Genomic DNA, 20,526 nt, shown 5'->3' with positions numbered 1-20,526 from the left:
CGGCCGATAAAACCACCCGCCGAGTTTTAGGAACGCCAAAAAATGTTTGCAAAGCTACAAGTAGTCTTCGGCGGGAACGGCAGATATGGTCTCGCTCTCCGCGCTCGCGTTCGTCGTGCTCGCCGGCCTCGTCACGTGCCTCGCGACCGGGCTCGGCGCGCTCCCCTTCTTCGTCGTGGACGACGTGAGCGACCGCTGGACGGTCGCGCTCTGGGGGCTCGCGTCCGGCATCATGCTCTCCGCGTCCGGGTTCGGCCTGATACTCCAGGGGCTCGACCACGGCACCCCCACCGAAGTCGGCGTCGGCGCGCTCGCCGGCGTCGTCCTCGTCGTCGTCGCCCACCGCGTCATCACCGACGCCGAGGTAGACCCCCGGGAGTTCGCGGAGGCCGACTTCCGGAAACTCGTCCTCATCCTCGGCGTCCTCACCGTCCACTCCTTCCCCGAGGGCGTCGCCGTCGGCGTCAGCTTCGCGAACCTCGGCCTCGAAACCGCCGAGAACACGCTCGTCTTCCTCGGGTTCTCCGTCCCCGTCCTCGCCGTCTTCATGACCGTCGCCATCAGCATCCACAACGTCCCCGAGGGCCTCGCCGTCTCGATTCCCCTGAAGAACCTCGGGATGAGCAAGTGGCGGATGGTCGGCGCGGCCGTCTTCAGCAGTCTCCCCCAGCCCATCGGCGCGGGCATCGCGTTCGTCTTCGTGCGGTGGGCGCGCGTCTTCCTCCCGTACGGCTTCGGGTTCGCCGCCGGCGCGATGACCTACCTCGTCCTCACCGAGTTCATCCCGGAAGCCCGCGAAACGGGACGACCCCTCGACAACGGCGGGGTTCCCGAACTCGCCGCCGGCCTCGTCGTCGGCGCACTCGCGATGCTCCCCCTCCTTCTCTACTGACGGAGGCGCTCCCACGCCGATTCGAACGCGCCCTCGTCCTCGGTGAGCGACGACCACTCGTCGAGGCCGCGCTCCTCTCGGCTCCCCGGAATCGTGTTGTCCAGCACGAACGCGGTCAGCCCGCCGACCGCCATCCCGGTGCCGCCGACGACGTACACTGTCTGCGCGACGACTTCGGTTCCCAGGACGACGCCGAGCACGGGCACGTCCGCGAACCCGGCCTGCAACACCGAGGCGTCCGGCACGCCGCCCATGTAGGCGGGGACGGCGAGCCCGACGAACAGCGAGAACCCGAGCACGTAGATGTTCCGGGAGGAATCGAGGTCGACGTACTTGAGGTTCGAGAGGCCGACCGCGACGATCTGGCCGAACATCGCGACGAACAGCCCGCCGACGATGGGGTCGGGGATGGTCGTGACGAGGCCGCCGACGTACCCGACGAACCCGACGACGAGCATGAACAGCGCGCCGAGCTGGACGACGTACCGGGAGGCGACGCCGGTGAGGCCGATAGCGCCGACGTTCTCGGAGTAGGACGTGGAGCCGTTCCCGGTGCCCATGACGCCCGCGAACGCGCTCATCAGGCCTTCCATGCCGATGCCGTGGTCGATGCGTTTCGCGGACGGCGCGCCCGTCCCGGAGAGCCGGGCGACGGCGTGGTAGTCGCCGAACGACTCGAATATCGACGCGAGGAATCCCGCGAACATCCCGACGATGTAGGCCGGTGTGAACAGCGGCGTTCCCCACTGGAACGGCGATGGCACGGTGAGCGCGGGCGCGGACGTGACCTGCGAGAAGTCCACGTAGCCGTACGCGTTCGGCCCGATGACGCCGACGACGGAGAGGACGGCGGCGACACCCCACGCGGTCACGATGCCGATGAGGACGGGGTAGAGCCGGAACGCCGTGCTCACCGTCGAGAGGTACTGACTGAACCCGACGATGAGCAGGACGGTGAGGCCGAGCAGGTACCAGTTCTGCTGTGCGCCCGCCATCTGCGCGTTCACGTCGATGATCTGGGGCGCGTTGAACAGCGCGAGCCCGATGAGCGCGATGGTCGGCGCGATGCTCACCGGCGAGATATACCGTTTGAGCCAGCCGACGAGGCCGACGTACCCGATGACCGTCTCCGCGAGCGCGGCGACGATAATCGCGCCCTGGAGCTGGCGCAGCATCACTTCCCAGCTCGGCGGGTTCGGCTGGCTCGCAATCACGCCGACGATGGCGAGCGCGGGCGCGAGCAGCGCGAACGACGCGCCCTGCACGATGGGGTAGCGGTTCCCGAGCGTCGTCTGCGCGAGCGTCGCCACCCCGGAGACGACGAAGAACGTCCCCACCAACTGGGCGGTCGCGCCCACCGGCATCCCGATCGCGGACGCGAGGATGAGCGGCACCGCGATGTTCGCGCCGACCATCGTCAGGTAGTGCTGGAGGCCGAGCGCCGCCGCGCGCCCCAGCGGCGGTTCGTCCTCGATACCGTACTCCACCATGGACGACTCCACGCGCTCCGTTCCCGGTTCGCCCGCCATCCCCTCGGGGGGCGTCTCGTCAGAACTCATCGGGTAAACCGCACAGAACCACGGGGGATAAACACGGCGTTCTTCCGCGAACGCAACCGCTTTCACACGCCCGAGATACCTCACGAGCGTGACTTCCGACCGCTGGCTGTACGCGTGGGCGCTCGGGTACGCCGCCATCGGCGCGGCGTCCGTCCTCGTCCCGCTGTACGCGCTCGCGCTCGGCGCGGACGCGTTCGTCGTCGGCCTCATCGCGGCGACCGGCGCGTTCGCCGGCGTTCCCGGCGCGCTCGCGTGGGGACGCCTCGCCTCCACGACCGGCCGCTACCGGCCGTTCGTCCTCATCAGCCTCGGCGCGGCCGCGCTCGCGTTCGCCGTCTTCCCCCTCGTCTCCTCCGTCTGGTTCGTCGTCGCCGCGAACACCGCCCTGCTGTTCGCGGCCGCCGCCGCCGCGCCCGTCCTCACCCTCCTCGCCGTCGCCGACGTTCCCGAATCCGGCTGGGACGCCCGCATCGGCCGCCTCAACGAAGTGCAGGGGTACGGCTGGCTCGCCGGCCTCCTCGCCGGCACCGTCTGGAACGCCGCCGTCGCCGGCCGCGTCCTCGCCCCCGTCGCCGCCCAGCGCTGGTTCTTCGGCCTCTCCACCGCCGTCACCGCGCTCGCGTTCGTCCTCGCGTGGCGCTGGCTCCCCCAGCCCACCGTCTCCATCGAGCGCTTCGGGCGCTCCACCGCGACTGTCGAGCGCGTCCTCCGCGGCTCCGGGCGCGCCGCCCGCATCAACCCCTTCAGCGGCCTCCGGTCGTTCTGGGCGATACGCCGCCTCCACCCCCGAACGCTCGCCGCGCGACTCACGCCCGCGCTCGCCGCCTACCTCGCCGCCGTCTTCCTCGCGTTCACCGGGTTCGCGACGTTCTTCGGCCCGCTCCCCGCCTTCCTTACCGACCTCGGCTACGGCTCCACCGACGTGTTCGTCGTGTTCCTCGCGTCCAGCGCCGCCTCCGCCGCCTTCTACGCCCGCGCCGGCGCGCTCGCCACGCAGTACGGCGCGCGACTCGTCCAACTCGCCGCGCTCGCCGCGCGCGTCTTCCTCTTCCCCGCCGTCGCGCTCGTCGCGTTCCTCCCCGCGCTCCCCGGGCTCCTCGCGCTCCTCGTGCTCTTCCTCGCCGTCGGCGTGACGTGGGCGGTCGTCGCCGTCACCGCCACGAGCATCGTCACCCGCCTCGCACCGCCCGCGATACGCGGCGACGCGCTCGGCGCGTACGGCGCGCTCGGCGGCATCGCGACCGGCCTCGGGAGCCTCCTCGGCGGCTGGCTCGCCACCAGCGCGAGCTACCCGGTGGCGTTCGTCGCCGCGGCCGGGTTCGTCCTCGTCGGCGCGCTCCTCGCCGCGAGACAGGTCTAAGACCGCCAGAACGTCGGCGTCAACAACACGAGCACGGGCACGATTTCGATGCGGCCGATCCACATCAGCACCGTCATCACGAGCTTCGTCGAGACCGGGAAGGACTCGTAGTTCGCGAGCGGACCCGCGAGCCCGAACGCCGGCCCGATGTTCAGGAAGGTGGACGCCGCCGCGCCCATCGCCTCGAACTCGCTCACCGCCAGGCCGACGCGCGCGGCGTCGATAGCGACGAACGCGGCCGCCGCCGCGAAGAACACGAGCGTCAGGAGGACGTACGCGTAGATGTCGCGAACCGTCTCCTCCTCCACGACGCTCCCGCCCATCCGAACCGGCCGGACGGCGTCCGGGAGCGCGGACGTGTAGAGGTCGCGGCGCAGCGACTTCAGGACGACCAGCCACCGCACGGCCTTGATGGAGCACGTCGTGCTCCCCGCCATCCCGCCGACGAACATCCCCGCGAACAGCAGGGCCTTCGCGCTCGACGACCAGACGTTGAAGTCCGTGCTCGCGTACCCGGTCGTCGTCACGATAGATACTACCTGGAAGACCGCGTGCCGCACCGTCTCCAGCCCGGAGAGTCCGAGGCCGGAGTCGAGCGTGAGGAGGGTGACGGCGGCGAGCGCGAACGCCGTCAGCGTCCCGATGTAGAACCGGAACTCGCTGCTGTTGCGCGCGCGATTCGTGTCCCCGGTGGCGGCGTGGTAGATGAGGACGAAACTCGTCGCGCCCGCGACCATGAACGGCACGAGCGCCCACTGCACCGCCGGGGAGAACTCCGCGATGCTGTTCGCGCGCGGCGAGAACCCGCTCGTCGAGACGGACGTGAGGGCGTGCGCGATGGCGTCGAACAGCGTCATCTCGGGCGCGACGCCCGCGAGGTTCAGGGTGTAGAGGACGGCGACGGCGAGCGCCGTGAGCGCGATGTAAATCGTCCAGAGCAACCGCGCCGTCTCCGAAATCTTCGGCGTGAGCTTGACGTCCTTCGTCTGGGTCTCCGTCTCCATGAGTTGCGCGCCACCGACGGAGACGCGGGAGAGGACGGCTGTCGCGAGCACGAGCACGCCGAGGCCGCCGAGCCACTGGAGGAGCGACCGCCAGAGGAAGATGGCGCGCGAGTGCGCGTCGAAGTCCACGATGACGGTCGCGCCGGTCGTGGTGACGCCGCTCATCGCCTCGAACAGCGCGTTCACGGGATGTGCGAGCACGCCGTTCTGCGCGATGAGGAATGGGAGCGACCCGGCGACGGCGACGCTCAGCCAGGTGAGCGCGACCATCAGGAAGGCTTCGCGGACGTGCACGTCGGCGTCTTCCGGGATTCGTTCGAGCGACACCCCGAGGAGCGCAGTGACGGCCATCGGAACGACGAACGGGAGGATGGGCGTGCCGTCGTAGAGCGCGACGAGGAGCGGTGCCGTGAGCGGCACCCACAGCCACTTCAGGACGACACCGACGAGTTTCAGGCTTGCGCGCCAGCGGACGCGCAGGCTCATCGGGCGCTACTCGCGGCCGGCGGTCTCTCGGGGGTGGGCGAACGAGTCACGTCTCGTCGGACTGAACGCTCGCCGAACCCTTAAATCCGGGTTTTGTGGCTGACACGACGACCCCGCGGTTCGCGCGCCGGCTGGTCGCCGGGTTTCGCGGCCCGACGCGCGACGATTCTCAGTAGATACCGCCCGCTGGCCGCGGCTTCCTACTTGAACGTTCGTCCGATGCGTGAAACCACTCAAGAGGAATCGAGCGCTCGCGGCGTTTGTGAGCATTCGCGGCGCTTCGCGCCGCGATTTCGCGTCAGACGAACCGTCTGACTGAGTCACGCTCAGGCCGCACAGTCCGTCGCGTGAGCTCCGGTCGCCGGAGGCGACCGGCATTTTCCCTCCAGGTTTTTTGCCGGAGGGGGTCGCGGAGCGACCTCCTCACCGTAAAAAGGTGGGTTAGAAGCCCCGGAGGTACTGGGAGGGCGGGCGGTTGGCGTCTTCCTGGCCGAGTTCTTGGGCGGCGTGCAGGCCGAAGTAGGGGTCGCGGAGGAATTTGCGGCCGACGATGGTGAGGTCGACGCGGTCGTTGCGGACGAGGGCGTCGGCCTGTTCGGGGGTGGTGATGCCGCCGACGCTCCCGATTTTGATGTCGGAGGTCTTGTTCTCGCGGATGTGTTCGGCGAAGCGGAGTTGGTAGTTGGGGCCGACCCATTCGATGTTCTGCTTTGGGGAGATGCCGCCCGTGGAGACGTCGATGAGGTCTGCGCCGGCCTCGCTGAGTTGGTCGGCGAGTCGGGTGGATTGTTCGACGTCCCAGCTGGGTTCGTCGTCTATCCAGTCGGTCGCGCTGATGCGGACGAAGACGGGTTTGTCGTCGGGGTAGACGTCGCGGACGGCCTCGACGACCTCGCGGACGATGCGGGTGCGGTTCTCGAAGCTCCCGCCGTACTTGTCGTCGCGGTCGTTGGTGACGGGGCTGAGGAACTGGTGGAGGAGGTAGCCGTGGGCGGCGTGGACTTCGGGCACGTCGAAGCCGGCGTCGAGCGCGTGTTCGGCGGCCTCGCGGAAGGACTCGACGACGCCCTCAACTTCGTCGGTGGTGAGCGCGTGCGTGGGGTGGTCGGTCTCGTAGGGGTAGGGTTCGTCCGTCGCGGAGACGACTTCCCAGCCCTCGTCCTCAATGGGGACGTAGCCGTTCTCGTCCGCCCACGGCCGGTGCGTGGAGGCTTTGCGGCCGGCGTGCGCGAGCTGGATGCCGGAGACCGCGCCCTGGGATTCGATGAAGTCCGTGGTGCGCTTGAGAGCGTCCGCGTGCTCTTCGCTCCAGATGCCGAGGTCGTGGGGGGTGATGCGGCCGCGCGGTTCCACGGCGGTCGCTTCGGCCATCACGAGACCCGCGCCGCCGACGGCGCGCGTGCCGAGGTGGACGTTGTGCCACTCCGTTGCGAGGCCGTCGAGGCCGTCGCAGGAGTACTGACACATCGGGGATAGCATCAGTCGGTTCGGAATCTCCGTCTCCCTGAGTTCGAGCGGCGTGAAGAGGTCGTCCGTCATCGCGTCCACATATCAGGGGGCGTCCTAAAGCCGTGCTGACCGCGGGCCGGCTTGCCGGAAACGGGGTTGCCGCTTTCCCACCTTACACGTGCCCGACACCCCACGCGCGAGTATGGGACTCACTACCGGGGAGATCATGCAGGTCAGTCTCGACCTCGTCGGCTGGGACGACGTGCCCGGCGACAGCACCACCTACGTCCCCGGCGACGACATCGAGACGGCGCTCGTCGGCATCGACCTCGAAAGCCCCGAAATCCAGCTCGCGCACCGCGAGGGGTTCGACCTCGCGCTCGCCCACCACCCCGCGGGCGACGACGCGCGCCTCGACTTCACGGACGTGCTCGACAAGCAGGTCGAGTTCATGACCGCGCACGGCGTCCCCGAGGACGAGGCCGAGGACGCCGCCGACGGCATCCGCGAGGGCGCGGAGTACGGCGCGCACGCCGCGAACTACCGCCACAACCCCAGCATAGCGGAGTACCTCGACCAGCCGTACATGAACGTCCACCTCGCGCCCGACGAATTAGGCCGCCGCGCGTTCGTCGACGTGGTCGAGACGCTCGACGAGTCCGACACCGTCGCCGACCTCACGGACGCGTTCAACGCCGAATTCGAGGAGATTCGAGAAGCCAGAACCGACATCGAGACCCGCGTCGGCGCGGACGACAACGAACTCGGCGAGGTCGCCGTCCACCACGCCGCCGGCACGAACGGCGGGGCCGACGTGGCGCGCGCCTACTTCGAGAACGGCGTCGACACCGTCATCTACATCCACGTCTCCGCGAGCGACGCCGCCGAACTCCGCGAGGAGTACGACGACAAGAACCTCGTCGTCACCGGCCACATCGCCAGCGACGCCATCGGCCTCAACGAGTACATCGCCGCCCTCGAAGACGCCGGCGTCGACTGCACCACGATTTCGGGCTGCGGGCTCTAACCGGTCTTAGGCCATGTCCATCTCGTCGTGGTCGCCCTCGCCCTCGCGCTCCAGGTGGCGCTCCACGGCGTCCTCCGTCACGTCGCTCTCGTCCAACGCTTCCTCTGACTCGTCGCTCTCCGCTTCGCCCGCGTCTTCTTCGTCGTCTGCGTCCGCCTCATCGTCGTCGCCTTCGCCCGCTTCGCCGTCCTCGATTTCGACTTCGGCTTCGACTTCGATTTCGATGCCGTCGGCTTCGAGTTCGGCCTCGTACTCCGTCGAACTCCCCTCGAATTCGAGTTCTTCGGAGTCGACTTCGACCTCCACTTCGACTTCGACGTCGATGTCGTCGGACATACTCGGTGGGTGCGGGCGCGGCCGGAAAAAACCGTGTGGCCGCTACACGACGGGGATGAACTCGCGGTGGTCGGCGAGGTCGTCGGGGTCGATGTCGGCGACGAGGTCGGTTTCGCGGCGGTTGAGCGCGGCCTGGACGCTCCCGTCGGGGCGAATCACGCGGGACTGGCCGGCGTAGTCGGTGACGCGCGCGTCCGGGAGGTCGCGGCGGCCGGTTCGGCCCGCGCCGACGACCCAGCGCACGCCGTCGAGCGCCCGCGCTCGCAGGAGGAGGTTCCAGTTCTGCGCGTAGGGCGCGGGCCACGCGCCGACGACGAACAGCGCGTCCACTCGGTCGCCGGTGAACGCCGCGCTCTCCGCGACGAAGTTCAGGTCGTAGCACGTCACGAGTCCCGTGCGGCCGAGCGGTGATTCGACGATGACGCGCTCGTCGCCGGGCGCGAGCACGTCGGCTTCGTCCGCCCAGAGGTGGCGCTTTCGATAGTACGTCCGGTCGCCGTCGGGCGTGACGTAGACGGCGGTGTTGTGGTACGCGTCGCCCGCGTCCTCCACGAAGCCCGCGAGAATCGCGGTGTCGTGCGTGTCGGCGAGCGCGTCGAGGCGGGCGAGCCGGTCGCTCTCCCGGGTGAGGGCGGCGGATTCGATTCGGTCGTCGGGGACGAACCCGGTGAGCGCGTACTCGGGGAAGACGGCGACCCCGGCGTCGTCGGGAAGGCCGCGCAATCGGGCGGTTATCGCGTCGAGGTTCGCGTCCGCGTCGAGGTCGGCGAGGGCGAGCTGGCAGGCGGCGACGGTGACCATACCGGGGTCTCGCGGGCCGCGCGGAAAAACTCGGGGTGCTCGTGCGGGTAGTGTTACCTCTAGATCAATTCAGCCGCTACTTCCGGCGAGGCGGGCGATTTCTCCCAGTAACCGGCACAAAATTCACTCGCCTCACTCGTCATCCGTAACTAAACACCACCAAAGAATTCTCTCCCAGATATTAATGCTGGCGAATGCGATACGCAGTATAATGGTTGACTGGGTTGCCGTGGTTTTTGGCTTCGCCCTTGCCATGGTCGGAGCACTTTCCGCAATAAACCATCCCTCTATCGATCTCCTGAACCGGTGGCTGAAATCCATGGGAACGACCCAACGCCCGTCTCAAATCGAGATGAGTGAAACGTCAGTTGCTATAGGGCGCATTATAGGGCCTCTCTTGGTTGTCTTTGGCATTGCGATTATTGGTACTGGAATATAAGGAGTCTGAAGTAAGAGGGGGAGGGAGGAATTGATAGAAATCCCAGATCAATCTAGACGCTACTCCCGGTAAGGCGGGCGATTTCTCCCAGCAACCGGCACAAAATTCACTCGCCTCACTCGTCATCCGTAACTAAACACAGCCCTCTCGCGAACCCGGGCGTTCAAGCCCCCGGCCGTCCACCCATCGGGTATGAGCGACTGGCAGGACCGAATCGTCGGCGAGCGGATGCGGGTGGACGACGAGTTCCGGAACCGCGTGGAGGCGTCCTCGTTCTCGAACCAGCAGTGGGGGCTCGTGATGACCGCGGTGGAGTTCGACATCGAGAACCCCGGCGACCCGGAGCGCGCGCGGCTCGTCGCGGACACGTCGAACCTGACGCACGTGATGGACGAACTCGACAACGTCGAGTCGGGGATGGCGGCGATGGCGGGCGGCCAGCAGTCCGACGACGACGGCGGGATTCTCGGGAGCGTGAAGCGCGCGCTCGGTCTCGGCGGGAGCGACGACTCGCCGGACGAGGAGCGCGAGTCGGAGGCCGCGGCGCTCGCGCAGGAGTACGCGGACGCGTTGCAGGAGAAACTCGAAGAGAACGGTCGCTGGGACGAGGTTCGGGAGGCCGCGGCTTAGACGCCGTCGCCGCCGTGGTGGAGCGTCAGTTCTTCGGACTCGTAGATGTTGATGAGTTCCTCGACGATCTCGTCGTAGGACTCGTCGTCGTCCCGAACCTGGTCGAGTCGCTCGATGGTTTCCTCGCTGAGGTGGACTTTCGGCATACGTGGGACGTGTGGCCGCGCGGGCATAAGTGGAGGGGGCGACTTTTGCCCCTGGGGTGCGTCCGCCCGCCTATGAGTGACTTCGAACTGGACTTGCGGAGCGCGGAGGAACACCTCTCGCCCGAACTCGACTCGGACTTCGAGGGCCGCGTCGTCCTCGGCGTCCTCGACGGGGAGACGGGCGACGAGGAGTGGCTGGGCGAGCTGGAGGCGGGGAACGTGCTCGTGCTGGCGGTGGACGGCGACCTCGACGACCTCGCGGGCGGGTTCGCGGGCCCGGTGAAGGACGCGGGCGGGACGCTGATGCACTTTCGCTCCTTCCTCGTGGTGACGCCGCCGGGCGTGGACGTGGACACCGACCGACTGTAGGGGTTTAACCGTCCCGCGGTCGATTGGGCGGACGTGTTCGGGGGAGTTCCGTCCTGGCTGCCGTCGCTCGCGTCCGTCGTGCTCTGGGGGATGATTTCTCTCTACACGGCGTCGGCGGGGTTCTGGACGTACGAGATGTGGCTCGCGCGCTCCTACGAGACCCCGCCCCTGGAGTACGGCGCGGACGACGTGCAGGTGCGCGTGCTCACCGTGGACGCGGAGTCCGTGGTGCAGGAGACGGTGGACGCGATTCCGGACGAACTCACGGACGTGCACGTCGTCGCCGAATCCCCCATCGACGTCGCGGGCGCGAGCGTGCACGTCGTCCCGGACGACGTGGAGTCGATCGCGACCCGGAAGGGCCGGGCGCTGGAGTGGGCGCGCCGGCACGTCCCCTGCGAGCGCGAGTTCGTGCTCTACCTCGACGAGGACACCCGGATGGAGGGGTTCGACGGCCTGCCGGACAGCGACATCGTGCAGTTCCGCGAGTACCCCGCGTACACGGGGTCGCGGTTGGCGTACTGGGCGGAAATCGTCCGAATGGGGTTCCAGGTGGAACAGCGCGCGTTCCCGAAACTCGGGATTCCGCTGTACGCGTGGGGCGGCGGTATCGCGGTGCGGAAGTCCGTGGAGGACGCGGTGACGTGGGAGTTCCCGTCGCTCGTGGAGGACACCGTGTTCGTGTGGAAGGCGGTCGTGGAGTGGGGGGCGTCGTTCGACGTGGTGGAGACGCGCTTTCGGAACCAAGCGCCGCCGTCGGTGCGCGAGATGGTGTTCCAGCGGCGGCGCTGGGAGGCCGGGACGAAGGGCCAGGACAGGCTGTTGCCGCCGCGCTACTGGGTGCTGTACGCGGTGCGGAACGCGTCCTGGGCCGTCAGTCCGTTCGCGCCCGTCATCACCTTCCTCGGGTACTACTACAATCCCCACGTCGCGTTCGGCACCGAGTTCCGCGTGTTCTCCGCGGCGTTCGTCGGGTTCATGTTCGTCTGGATAGCGGTCGGGCTCTCCTACTACGAGGACACCGACCGCTGGGACTACCTCGTGTTCGTCGCGTCCCCGCTCGTGTACGCGTTGCACGCGCTCGGCGCGCTCTTCGGCTACCTGTTCGAACCGGAGACGTTCGACACGACGGAGAAAGTCGATTAGTCGAACCGCGTCACTTCCGCGCCGCACGACTCGCAGTACAAGACGTACTCGTCGCCCGCTACGTCGTGCGTTCGCCCCGTCACCTCGCCGCAGACCGGGCACTCCTCCTCGATTATTGCATCGTCGGCGTCCTTCGGCGCGCCGACGGCGACAACGCGCGCCGGTCGGTCGCCGACGGCTTCCGCGGAGACGGGCGCGTTCTCCGGGACGAAGAAGGCGTCCTCCGCGTTCAGGTGTTCGGTGCCGTCCGCGGTCTGGACGCGGAGTTCGCCCGCGAGGACGTAGAACAGTTCCTCGTGGTCGGGGTGGCGGTGGTAGCCCCAGGGGAGGCGTTCGCCGGGGTCGGCAGTGTAGACGTTGAACCCGAACCTGGACGCGCCGACGGCCTCGTCCACTTCCTTCTTCTCCCGGGTCGGGTTCGGCGTGCTCTCGACGTCGGGAACGTGGACGCGCGCGTACTCGTGGTCGCTCATACCGATGGATTGCGGGCCAGCCCGTAAACTCTCGGGGGCGGTACGAAGACGTATCCGGGATGCGACCCAAACGGGCGTATGGTCATCCGTGCGGACGGGCCGGCGGACGAGTACCGCGAGATAGACCGGTTCGACGGCGGCGTCGGCTGGATCGCCCACCCGGAGGAGGCGATGGCGCGCGCGAGTCACGTCCTCGAAATCGACGGGGACGCGTGGGTCATCGACCCCGTGGACGCGCCCGGTGTGGACGACCTCGTCGGCGAGTTCGGCGGCGAGGTGGCGGGTGTCGTCGTGTTGAGCGACCGGCACGCGCGGGACGCGGACGCGTTCGGCGACCGCCACGACGCGCCCGTCTACGTTCCGAGCTTCGTCACGCCCGAACTCTCCGGGCCGAGCACGCCGTTCTCGGGCGAACTCGAAGACACGGGGTTCGAGGTGTTGCACGCGGTGGACGTGCCGGGCTGGCGGGAGGCCGCGCTGTACGACGGGGAGACGCTCGTCGTCGCCGACGTCCTCGGGGACACCGAGTACTTCCGGGCGGGCGACGAGCGCATCGGCGTCCACCCGATGCTGCGCGCGTTCCCGCCGAAAGCGCTCCGGGGCCTCGAACCCGAGCGCATCCTCTCCGGACACGGCCCCGGCGTGTTGGACGGCGCGGCGCGCGCGCTCGACGACGCCTACCGCACGTCCCGCAAGAACATTCCGCGCGTCGTGGCGAAGGGCCTGAAGTCACTCTTCTGAGCGTTCTTGGTGTTGTTCGAGGCGGCGTAACTGCTCGCGGTGAAGGGTGACGAAGAGGTCGGAGAGCACGCCGAACATGATGAGTTGCACGCCGAACAGGAGTGCGACGCCGGCGGCGACGGCGATGACGTTGTGGGAGACGCCCCGGACGAACCACTCGTAGCCGACGTAGACGCCGAGCACGAGGCTGAGGAGGAGCGCGCCGCCGCCGACGCTCCCGAAGTAGAAGAGGGGGTTGTTCGTCTTCGCGAGCCGGTAGAGCGTGTAGATGATGCGCGCGCCGTCCGTCACGGGATGGAGGTTCGTCTCCGAGTCCTCGGGCCGCGGCTTGTACGTGATGTCCACGACGCGCACGGTCTGGTTGTGGCGCGCGCACTCGACCGCCATCTCCGTCTCGATACCGAACCCGTCCGCGGTGAGGCTCATCTTCTCGAACGACTCCCGGGTGAACGCGCGGTAGCCGGAGAGGATGTCCTCGTAGTCGTGGCCGTGGATGCGGGCGAACGCCCGATTGATGAGGGAGTTCCCGACCCGGTTGAGTCGCGTCATCGCGCCCGACTCCATGTTCGCGAACCGGTCGCCGACCACGTGGTCTGCGTCCCCCGACACCACCGGCTCCAACACCGTCGGCGCGTCCTCGGTGCGGTACGTGCCGTCCCCGTCGAGCATGAGGACGTAGGTGGCGTCGATGCGCCGCACCGCCTCCCGGACGGCCTGGCCCTTCCCGGAGCCGGACTGCTCGAAGACGGTCGCGCCGTGGTCGCGGGCGATTTCGCGCGTCTCGTCCGTCGAGTGGCCGTCCGCGACGAGGACGTTCTCCAGGCCCTCCTCGCGCAGGCCGTCGATGACGCTCCCGATGGTCTCGGCCTCGTTCAAGGTCGGGATGAGCGCGCACACGTCCCCGTACATCTATCCGTACTCTCGGTGGCGCGTGGAAAAGGATTGCCGTTCTACTCGTAGTCGGCGAGGGCGTCCCGCCAGTCGTCCGGAATCGCGGTCGGCCGGCCGTCCTCGTCCAGGTAGACGGAGACCGTCTGCCCGGTCGCCACCACGTCACCCGCGACGCGGAGTTCGTAGTCGATGGTGAGACTGCTCTTCCCCACCGAAATCGGGGAGAGCTCGGCGGTCACCGTGCTGTCGGGTGGAATCGAATCCCGGTACTCCACGTTCAGCGACCGCACCACCGTCGGGGAGTCCGCGAGCGACACTCCGAGCACTTCCTCGTAGAGCCGTTCCTTCGCGTGCTCGAAGTAGGACGCGTACATCACGTGGTTCACGTGGACGCGCGTGTCGAGGTCGCGGAACTGCACGTCGATGTCGTGCGTGAACGTCTCCGGCATACGTGCATGGTTACGCGCCGTCCGCTTCAACGCATCGCCCCGGACTACTCGACGTGGACGCGCCACGATACCGGCGAAAGGACTTTGCAGGGCTGCATACAACTGTATGCATATGTCGAAGAGTATCCGGCTCTCCGAGGAGGCCTACGAGCGACTCGCCGCGCACAAGCGCGGGGACGAGACGTTCTCCGAGGTCGTCCTCCGGCTCGCGGGCGAGCGCTCCCTCCTCGATATCGCTGGCGTGCTCAGTGACGAGGAAGCGGACGCACTCCGTGATGCCGTCGAGGATCGTCGGACACGACGCGCGGACGACCTTGAAGAGACGGCGGAGCACGTGCGGGAGGCGTAGTGGTGCTGCTCGATACGTTATTCCTCATCGACCTGATGAACGGCGACGAGGACGCCGTTGCGACGGCGCGCGAGCTGGAGAACAATCTCGTGCAACAGCGGATTTCCGCGATGACGCTCTTCGAACTGCACTACGGCGTCGCCCGTGCGATAGAGTCCGAGGCGGAACGCGAGACCGTTGAGACCGTTCTCGCCTCGAAACCGATTCATCCCGCCGACAGCGTCGTCATGCGGAAGGCCGGCCGGCTCGCCGGCGAGCTACAGAACGACGGAACGCCGGTCGGGGACGGCGATGTCATCATCGCTGCGACCGCGGACGTCGTCGACGAACCCGTGCTCACGCGGAACGTCACCGACTTCGAACGTCTCAACGTAGACGTAGAAACGTACTAACATGCTTCTCTCGGCGTTTCCTACTCCATGTGGACGCGCCACGTGAACAGGCTTTCCGCGACGTAGTTCACGACGAACCCGACGCCGATGCCGATGACGTTCGCGAGCGCGTACCAGACGCCGAAGTAGCCGTTGAGCACGTAGAGCACGGACAGCGCGACCGCGACGCCGCCGGCGCGCACGACGTTCGAACGCACGAACCGCTTTCCCGTCGGGACGAGGCCGCCGCCCGCCTCCTCGGAGAACGTCCAGCGGTCGTTCACGACGAACATGAGGATGATGGCGGCTTCCGCGCTCACGAACTTCGCCCAGAACGGCTCGATACCGGCGAACTCCACGACGAGTGTGAGGACGAGGGTGTCGAAGAGCGCGCCGACGATGCCGACGGAGAGGAACTGGCCCGCGCGCACGCCCCGAATCAGCGCCTGGATGTCTTCTGCGAGCGTCATCGCTCCACCAACCGCGTTCGAGAGAGGTGTTCGGTTCCGTCCGCGATACTCGCGTACCGTCCCCGGAGCGAGATGACCGTTCGCGCGAGTTCCTTCACGGTCTCCCGCGTGTCCACGGTCGAACGCGGGTCGTCCTCCCACTCGACGGGGACTTCCGCGATGTCGAGGCCGCGCGCGTCCGCCACCGTCACGAGTTCCACGTCCCACGCGAACCCGGGTTCGTAGAGGAAGTCGCGGGCTGTGTGCCAGGCGTCGCGGGTGAGCGCCTTCGCTCCGCACTGGTAATCTGAGAGGGTGACCGGGAGGAGGACGCGGCTTCCCCACGCGAACGCGTCACCGAGCTTCCGCCGCAGCACGCTCTGATGCGTCTGAATCCGGGATTCGGGATGTCTTCGAGAGCCGACCGCCACGTCCGCGTCGTCGACCGCCCGGACTACGTCGGCGATGGAGTCGGCGGGCGTGCTGCCGTCCGCGTCCGCGAACGCGAGCACGTTCGTGTCCAAGGACTCGAATCCCTGCGTAATCGCGAGGCCCTTCCCCCGGCGCTCCCCGACGACGTTCACCTCGACGGCGTCGTACTCGGGAAACGACAGGCTGGAGCCGCCCGGTGCATCGAGCTCGATGCGGACGACAGCGGGCTCGAGAACGTCGAGGAGGGCGTCCACGTACGACCGGAGTTTTCCGGTGTCCGGCTCGTACGCGGGGAGGACCAAACCAACCGTCACGCTACCCGGTATTCGGACTCCGCGAATAAGAATTGTGTTCTCGATGATGGACGGTCAGAACGGCCCGAACTCGTCCACGACGAACTCGCGGAGCGCCCGTGAGGACGCTTCCCACGTGTATTCGTCGGCGGCGAGTCGGCGGGCGGCGTCCCCGAGCTCCGCTCGCTCGGGCGGCTTGTCGGCGAGCCGGGCTATTGCGTCGGGGTAGCCGTCGAGTTTGGCGACGAGGACGTGGTCGCCGTCGGTGACGCGGGTTCCGCGAACCCCGAACGGCGTCGAAATCACCGGAAGACTGCGAGCGAAGTAGTCGATGAGTTTGATGTTCGTTCCGCCGCCCGACTGCATGGGGTTGAGGGCGATGTCTGCCGCGTCGAAGTGCGCCTCGAAGTCGTCCTCGACGTACCCCGTGACGGTGACGTTCTCCGGGAGTCCCGAGTCGTCGAGCGCGTTCCCGACGCTCCCCATCACGAGGAAGTGGACGCGCTCGGACTCGTCGTCGAACTCGCGGGCGACATCGACGACTGCGTTCGCGGCCTCGACGTTCGGCTTGTAGTCACTCCCCATGAACAGACAGACAGTCGCCTCCTCGGGAATTTCGTATCGCTGGCGAACACGTGCTGCCCCACGCGAGTCAGGGTGATGCTCTCGGAGGTCGTCCTCGTACGTCCCGTTCGGCGCAACGAGAATGGGGCCGCCCGGGTCGTACTTCTCCCGGTACACGTCCGCGTCCCGCTCGCTCGTACACACGATCGCGTCCGCGCCCTCCACTGACGTTCGCTCCAGCGCGTCCACGCGCTCCTCGAACCACGACTCGAACACCGGCTGGTCGATATCCCCGAACCGCTCCGTCTCCACGTTGTGACTCGAAAACACGACTGGAGTTTCGTCGCCCACCTGGTCGAGTACGAACGGCGTCTGCCACGGCTCCCGCGCCAGCACGACATCCGCGTCATCGAGCATTCGACCAAGGCCGTCGCTCGCTATCTTGAGAGCTTGGCTCTGGAACACGTTCGGATACCCCAGAAGCATCGGAGCCTTGAGGAGTTCGTGGAGCGGATGCAGATGCCGGTACTCGGTGTATCCATCCGCGATATCGACTTCCCGGCGGAAGTCGAACGACTTGTACATCGCCGGCGACCCACCCTGACAGAACCGCTCCACTACGTCGTCGAATTCCGGGAACTCCTTCACCAGGCCGTGCGTCCGATGATCCCCACCTAAACGAGGGGGATACGTGACGTACGGAGCGACCTGGACGAGGTGCATGGGTTAGAAACGGGGGAGTTCGTGCTTATGAGTGTTGGTTCCTGTAGGGGGGTTGTCAGCGCGTGGAGGTTCACAAGGAGTAATTACTCGGATAGCCTTATCTACGCGTATCCGTGAAAATTTGCCAGGTTTCTCCGCGGTATACTCCTCACACTGGCGGCGTCGAGACACAAGTGAAGGAGGTGAGCGAACGACTCGTTGAGCGCGGTCACGAGGTAACTGTCGAAACAGCGGGTAGGACAGCCACTCTTCCCGCTGAAGAGGTACGCAACGGCGTCAGAGTTCGCCGACACTTTGGTCTTTCTCCGAACGAAGCCTTTCATTTCGCGCCGCAGCTGGCCAACCCTCGACTCTGGACTGAATACGATGTCCTCCACGTGCATAACGTGCACGCGCTCTCGTTCTCGTTTGCCGCGTTGAGTAGTCGCGTCCCGACGGTCGCCACGACGTACTACCACGGTCACAGCGCGAGCGGGTTTCGCGATCGCCTTCTCGACGCGTATCGGCCCGTACTTCGACGTGCACTCCATTCAGTAGACGAAGTCGTCTCCGTGAGCGAGTGGGAACGTCAACAAGTGAGGGACGACCTCGGAGTCGAGAGTACCGTAATTCCGCTCGGTGTCGAAACCGAGCGATTCGAGAACGCTGAACCACTGGAACGTGACCGGCCGTATCTGCTGTGTGTTGCACGTCTCGAAGACTACAAAGGAATCCAGCACGCGATTAACGCGCTTCCTCAGCTCCCCGAGTACGATCTTCTCGTAGCAGGGGACGGCCCGTATCGGGACACGCTTGAGCAGCTTGCTATCGATGTCGGGGTTGACGACCGCGTGGAATTCCTCGGAAACGTCGACCACGACAAACTACCTGCCTACTACGCGGGTGCCGACGCCCACGTTTCCCTATCGTCGTTCGAATCGTTCGGCCTCACCGTCGCAGAATCACTATCCGCGGGAACGCCCTGTGTGTTGAAATCGGCAACAGCGCTACAGGACTGGTGTGGACGAGATGATGTTGAGTGTGTCTCCGACACGGATTCGGACTCTGTCGCTACTGCAGTTCGAAACGTCGTTGAATTTAGCGCGCCGTCCGAATCTGTCGGCACCTGGGGCGATGTAACTGGAGAATATGAGAGCGTTTACGAATCGATACTCTGAGTGCCCAATGCATTATCGATAGCGGAGACGAAACCGTCGACCATCTTGTCATAATCGTATTGAGATATCACTTCTGCAGCGGTCTCGCCCATCGCGCTCTGCAGGCCCTCGTCCGTGAGTAGCCGTTCGAGCCGGTCTGCGAGAACCATCGGATTTCGTTCGGGAACTATGTATCCGTTTTCGCCGTCCTTGACAACGCCTGCCGCAGCGATTCCTACTTCACTCGTAGTTATGACCGGTGTTCCCGACGCCATCGCTTCAGTGACAACGAGTCCCCACGGCTCGCGGAAAATTTCGGTTTGAATAGAGGGCAATACGAAGACATCGGCCAGTCCGTAGTACGGCGGAAGATCCTTGTTCTCTACGTATCCAGGGAAAAGAACGGTGTCTAGGTCAGCGGCCCGTTCCTCTAATTCGTCTCTCCGGTCTCCGTCACCAACTATGAGAAGATACGGCGTCGGTTCGATGTCGTCGACGATTTCACGGAATGCGTCAATCAAGTATTCAAGCCCCTTCTCCTTCACGTGACGCCCGACGTACAACGCTACGGGTGCGTCTTCGGGGATATCGAGTCGGTCACGTAGTTCTCGTGCATCGTCCTCACTCGGATTCTGGAAGTACTCAATGTCCGTCGTGTTCCACGCGAGATGTATCTTATCTCGATTAACCCCCAAGTCGGCCGCGTAATCTCGGATATGCGGCCCGTATACCGCTAAGGAATCTGCTCCATGGTAGATTCTCCTAATTAATGGGAACGTTAGAGTCCGGAGAGTGGTCTTTGGAAGTGTCCATTCGCCAGTCCAGAGAACGAACGGCGTTCCCGTCGCCTTCGCATATAGATACGACGCGTGGGCCGCAAATTGTTCAACAGGTCCAGAGACGATTACGTCGGGATCATACTGCCAGAGTCGATAGAAAAGCGTAGGTGCGACTTCGTAACTCTCACGCGGTTTCAAGCGCGGGAGAACTTCATAATCGAAATCCCCGTACGCTTGCCAGTTTTCCTTATGGTCTGTGAAGAATATCTTTGGGTCAAGATCCCCCTCCAGACGGCTCTCGAATTGTTCGAAAAACCCCGTACGATAGTGAGGGCAATAGTATGTGACGAATGCTATATTGACCATATCAGAACCACCAAACCAGAATACTTAATGACCTAGTATCGGATATAGAGTGTACAGGAGATGTTATGCAGGGATGTCTTCGTGGCCACTTAATATGAGGGTCTAAATGGGGATTTTGAACGAGGCTATTGACGTGTTCCGACGTCAAGGTGGCAGATATATCATACGCGTCGGACTAAGGTATCTTTACAGGCCAATCCGAGACAAGCTTCCCCGCACAACGACTACGTATAACGGAATATCGGTTCGAGCGGCCCGTATATCGGGGATACTTGGATACCATGGCAAACGGGGCATCCAAACCCGAAAGAATACGAACACGCGTTAGTCAAAGGGATAAGAGAGCACATCCACTCGGGAGATCAAGTGTCGATTGTTGGCGGGGGATGGGGTGTGTCAACGGTAATAGCAGCATTACAAGTGGGCGAAAACGGAAAAATCGTCGTTTACGAAGGGGCTAACGACTGGGCCTCGAGAGCACAGGAAACTGTAGAAATGAATAACCCACCTGCAGAAATCAACATCTGTCATGGTATTGTCGGAAACTCTGCCAATCTACGAGGAGAGGCTGCTGGCGCAAACCAAATCGGCCCCGAAGACATACCACTATCTGATGTATTAGTTCTAGATTGTGAGGAGAGGGAATTAAAAATAATTGGTGATTTGGGAGACACTCCCTCATACTATTATCGCGAAGTCTCATAGATTTTTAAACCCAACATCTAAAAAGTCAAAGAAAAGTTGGAAGAGTCCGAGTACGAAATTATGAGTAGTAGACTAGTAGAATCTGGCGACCTAAGCGACTACTGCTTAAGAAAAGATATCCGTGTCCATGTCGCTCATAAGGAACACGAATAAATACTTCA

Annotated in this window: 25 protein-coding genes; 12 read left to right on the top strand and 13 right to left on the bottom strand. The window is 65.2% G+C overall.

Annotated elements, in window-relative coordinates; all coding sequences use genetic code 11:
• Positions 1-85 precede the first annotated feature (85 nt).
• Positions 86-892, top strand: coding sequence for a ZIP family metal transporter (locus LI334_RS08190; protein ID WP_227260017.1), 807 nt, complete (start codon positions 86-88; stop codon positions 890-892).
• Here the strand turns inward: LI334_RS08190 and LI334_RS08185 are convergent.
• Positions 886-2,451 (bottom strand): uracil-xanthine permease family protein, encoded by a 1,566-nt coding sequence (locus LI334_RS08185; protein WP_227260015.1) that lies wholly within the window; start codon positions 2,449-2,451, stop codon positions 886-888. The genes LI334_RS08190 and LI334_RS08185 overlap by 7 nt on opposite strands.
• Before the next feature lie 88 nt (positions 2,452-2,539).
• Here LI334_RS08185 and LI334_RS08180 point away from each other — a divergent pair, with 88 nt between their 5' ends.
• The gene (locus LI334_RS08180) at positions 2,540-3,811 is read left to right on the top strand and encodes an MFS transporter (RefSeq protein ID WP_227260013.1); all 1,272 of its coding nucleotides are present in this window, start codon (positions 2,540-2,542) and stop codon (positions 3,809-3,811) included.
• Here LI334_RS08180 and LI334_RS08175 read toward each other — a convergent pair.
• Both LI334_RS08175 and LI334_RS08170 read right to left on the bottom strand, forming a co-directional pair.
• Positions 3,808-5,301, bottom strand: coding sequence for a TrkH family potassium uptake protein (locus LI334_RS08175; protein ID WP_227260011.1), 1,494 nt, complete (start codon positions 5,299-5,301; stop codon positions 3,808-3,810). The genes LI334_RS08180 and LI334_RS08175 overlap by 4 nt on opposite strands.
• Positions 5,302-5,742: 441 nt before the next feature.
• Positions 5,743-6,840 carry an NADH:flavin oxidoreductase/NADH oxidase gene (locus tag LI334_RS08170; protein WP_227260009.1) on the bottom strand — a complete coding sequence of 366 codons (1,098 nt, stop codon included), beginning with the start codon at positions 6,838-6,840 and terminating at the stop codon, positions 5,743-5,745.
• 112 nt (positions 6,841-6,952) lie between these two features.
• On the opposite strand from LI334_RS08170, the gene LI334_RS08165 reads away from it, so the two are divergent.
• Positions 6,953-7,777, top strand: coding sequence for a hypothetical protein (locus tag LI334_RS08165; protein ID WP_227260008.1), 825 nt, complete (start codon positions 6,953-6,955; stop codon positions 7,775-7,777).
• Between the two features lie 6 nt (positions 7,778-7,783).
• On the opposite strand, the gene LI334_RS13110 is transcribed toward LI334_RS08165, so the two are convergent.
• Together LI334_RS13110 and LI334_RS08155 are read right to left on the bottom strand one after the other, a co-directional pair.
• A complete protein-coding gene (locus LI334_RS13110; RefSeq protein WP_319799815.1) occupies positions 7,784-8,113 on the bottom strand; it encodes a hypothetical protein in 330 nt (109 codons plus the stop codon).
• A gap of 42 nt (positions 8,114-8,155) precedes the next feature.
• On the bottom strand, positions 8,156-8,914 hold the full coding sequence (locus tag LI334_RS08155; RefSeq protein ID WP_227260006.1) for a carbon-nitrogen hydrolase family protein: 759 nt from the start codon (positions 8,912-8,914) through the stop codon (positions 8,156-8,158).
• Between the two features lie 211 nt (positions 8,915-9,125).
• Between LI334_RS08155 and LI334_RS08150 the strand changes: the two genes are divergently transcribed.
• Both LI334_RS08150 and LI334_RS08145 read left to right on the top strand, forming a co-directional pair.
• A complete protein-coding gene (locus tag LI334_RS08150; RefSeq protein WP_227260004.1) occupies positions 9,126-9,353 on the top strand; it encodes a hypothetical protein in 228 nt (75 codons plus the stop codon).
• A gap of 192 nt (positions 9,354-9,545) precedes the next feature.
• Positions 9,546-9,983, top strand: coding sequence for a DUF5799 family protein (locus LI334_RS08145; protein WP_227260002.1), 438 nt, complete (start codon positions 9,546-9,548; stop codon positions 9,981-9,983).
• Here LI334_RS08145 and LI334_RS08140 read toward each other — a convergent pair.
• Entirely contained in the window at positions 9,980-10,129 is a 150-nt protein-coding gene (locus LI334_RS08140; RefSeq protein WP_227260000.1) for a DUF4806 domain-containing protein, read from the bottom strand. The two genes, LI334_RS08145 and LI334_RS08140, sit on opposite strands and share 4 nt — an antisense overlap.
• A 72-nt stretch (positions 10,130-10,201) precedes the next feature.
• Between LI334_RS08140 and LI334_RS08135 the strand changes: the two genes are divergently transcribed.
• Positions 10,202-10,498, top strand: a complete 297-nt coding sequence (locus tag LI334_RS08135) for a DUF5779 family protein (protein ID WP_227259998.1) — start codon at positions 10,202-10,204, stop codon at positions 10,496-10,498.
• 33 nt (positions 10,499-10,531) lie between these two features.
• Positions 10,532-11,644, top strand: a complete 1,113-nt coding sequence (locus LI334_RS08130) for a glycosyltransferase family 2 protein (RefSeq protein ID WP_227259996.1) — start codon at positions 10,532-10,534, stop codon at positions 11,642-11,644.
• Here the strand turns inward: LI334_RS08130 and LI334_RS08125 are convergent.
• Positions 11,641-12,117, bottom strand: coding sequence for a cupin domain-containing protein (locus LI334_RS08125; protein ID WP_227259995.1), 477 nt, complete (start codon positions 12,115-12,117; stop codon positions 11,641-11,643). The two genes, LI334_RS08130 and LI334_RS08125, sit on opposite strands and share 4 nt — an antisense overlap.
• Before the next feature lie 78 nt (positions 12,118-12,195).
• Here LI334_RS08125 and LI334_RS08120 point away from each other — a divergent pair, with 78 nt between their 5' ends.
• Complete coding sequence (locus LI334_RS08120; protein WP_227259993.1) at positions 12,196-12,858, top strand: MBL fold metallo-hydrolase; 663 nt, start codon at positions 12,196-12,198, stop codon at positions 12,856-12,858.
• Here the strand turns inward: LI334_RS08120 and aglJ are convergent.
• The gene (aglJ, locus tag LI334_RS08115) at positions 12,847-13,767 is read right to left on the bottom strand and encodes an S-layer glycoprotein N-glycosyltransferase AglJ (RefSeq protein ID WP_227259991.1); all 921 of its coding nucleotides are present in this window, start codon (positions 13,765-13,767) and stop codon (positions 12,847-12,849) included. The two genes, LI334_RS08120 and aglJ, sit on opposite strands and share 12 nt — an antisense overlap.
• Positions 13,768-13,808: 41 nt before the next feature.
• Entirely contained in the window at positions 13,809-14,198 is a 390-nt protein-coding gene (locus LI334_RS08110) for an acyl-CoA thioesterase (protein ID WP_227259989.1), read from the bottom strand.
• Positions 14,199-14,310: 112 nt separating this feature from the next.
• On the opposite strand from LI334_RS08110, the gene LI334_RS08105 reads away from it, so the two are divergent.
• Both LI334_RS08105 and LI334_RS08100 read left to right on the top strand, forming a co-directional pair.
• Positions 14,311-14,547: an antitoxin VapB family protein gene (locus LI334_RS08105; protein ID WP_227259987.1), complete on the top strand. Its 237-nt coding sequence runs from the start codon at positions 14,311-14,313 to the stop codon at positions 14,545-14,547.
• On the top strand, positions 14,547-14,939 hold the full coding sequence (locus LI334_RS08100) for a type II toxin-antitoxin system VapC family toxin (RefSeq protein ID WP_227259985.1): 393 nt from the start codon (positions 14,547-14,549) through the stop codon (positions 14,937-14,939). The genes LI334_RS08105 and LI334_RS08100 overlap by 1 nt, the downstream gene beginning before the upstream one ends.
• Positions 14,940-14,959: 20 nt before the next feature.
• On the opposite strand, the gene LI334_RS08095 is transcribed toward LI334_RS08100, so the two are convergent.
• Genes LI334_RS08095 through LI334_RS08085 form a run of 3 tightly spaced genes read right to left on the bottom strand, consistent with a single transcriptional unit; the run spans position 14,960 to position 17,379 of the window.
• On the bottom strand, positions 14,960-15,388 hold the full coding sequence (locus LI334_RS08095; protein ID WP_227259983.1) for a GtrA family protein: 429 nt from the start codon (positions 15,386-15,388) through the stop codon (positions 14,960-14,962).
• Entirely contained in the window at positions 15,385-16,113 is a 729-nt protein-coding gene (locus LI334_RS08090) for a glycosyltransferase (RefSeq protein ID WP_227259981.1), read from the bottom strand. Before LI334_RS08090 ends, LI334_RS08095 begins: the two co-directional genes overlap by 4 nt.
• Positions 16,114-16,167: 54 nt before the next feature.
• Positions 16,168-17,379 (bottom strand): glycosyltransferase family 4 protein, encoded by a 1,212-nt coding sequence (locus LI334_RS08085; protein WP_406675854.1) that lies wholly within the window; start codon positions 17,377-17,379, stop codon positions 16,168-16,170.
• Positions 17,380-17,492: 113 nt separating this feature from the next.
• Here LI334_RS08085 and LI334_RS08080 point away from each other — a divergent pair, with 113 nt between their 5' ends.
• Complete coding sequence (locus LI334_RS08080) at positions 17,493-18,536, top strand: glycosyltransferase family 4 protein (protein ID WP_227259976.1); 1,044 nt, start codon at positions 17,493-17,495, stop codon at positions 18,534-18,536.
• On the opposite strand, the gene LI334_RS08075 is transcribed toward LI334_RS08080, so the two are convergent.
• Positions 18,518-19,660: a glycosyltransferase family 4 protein gene (locus LI334_RS08075; RefSeq protein ID WP_227259974.1), complete on the bottom strand. Its 1,143-nt coding sequence runs from the start codon at positions 19,658-19,660 to the stop codon at positions 18,518-18,520. The genes LI334_RS08080 and LI334_RS08075 overlap by 19 nt on opposite strands.
• 393 nt (positions 19,661-20,053) lie before the next feature.
• On the opposite strand from LI334_RS08075, the gene LI334_RS08070 reads away from it, so the two are divergent.
• The gene (locus tag LI334_RS08070; protein ID WP_227259973.1) at positions 20,054-20,365 is read left to right on the top strand and encodes a hypothetical protein; all 312 of its coding nucleotides are present in this window, start codon (positions 20,054-20,056) and stop codon (positions 20,363-20,365) included.
• Positions 20,366-20,526: the final 161 nt, after the last annotated feature.

The organism is Salarchaeum japonicum, from assembly GCF_020614395.1.
GTDB classification, from domain to species: Archaea; Halobacteriota; Halobacteria; order Halobacteriales; family Halobacteriaceae; genus Salarchaeum; species Salarchaeum japonicum.
This window is presented reverse-complemented; position numbering and strand designations above follow the sequence as displayed.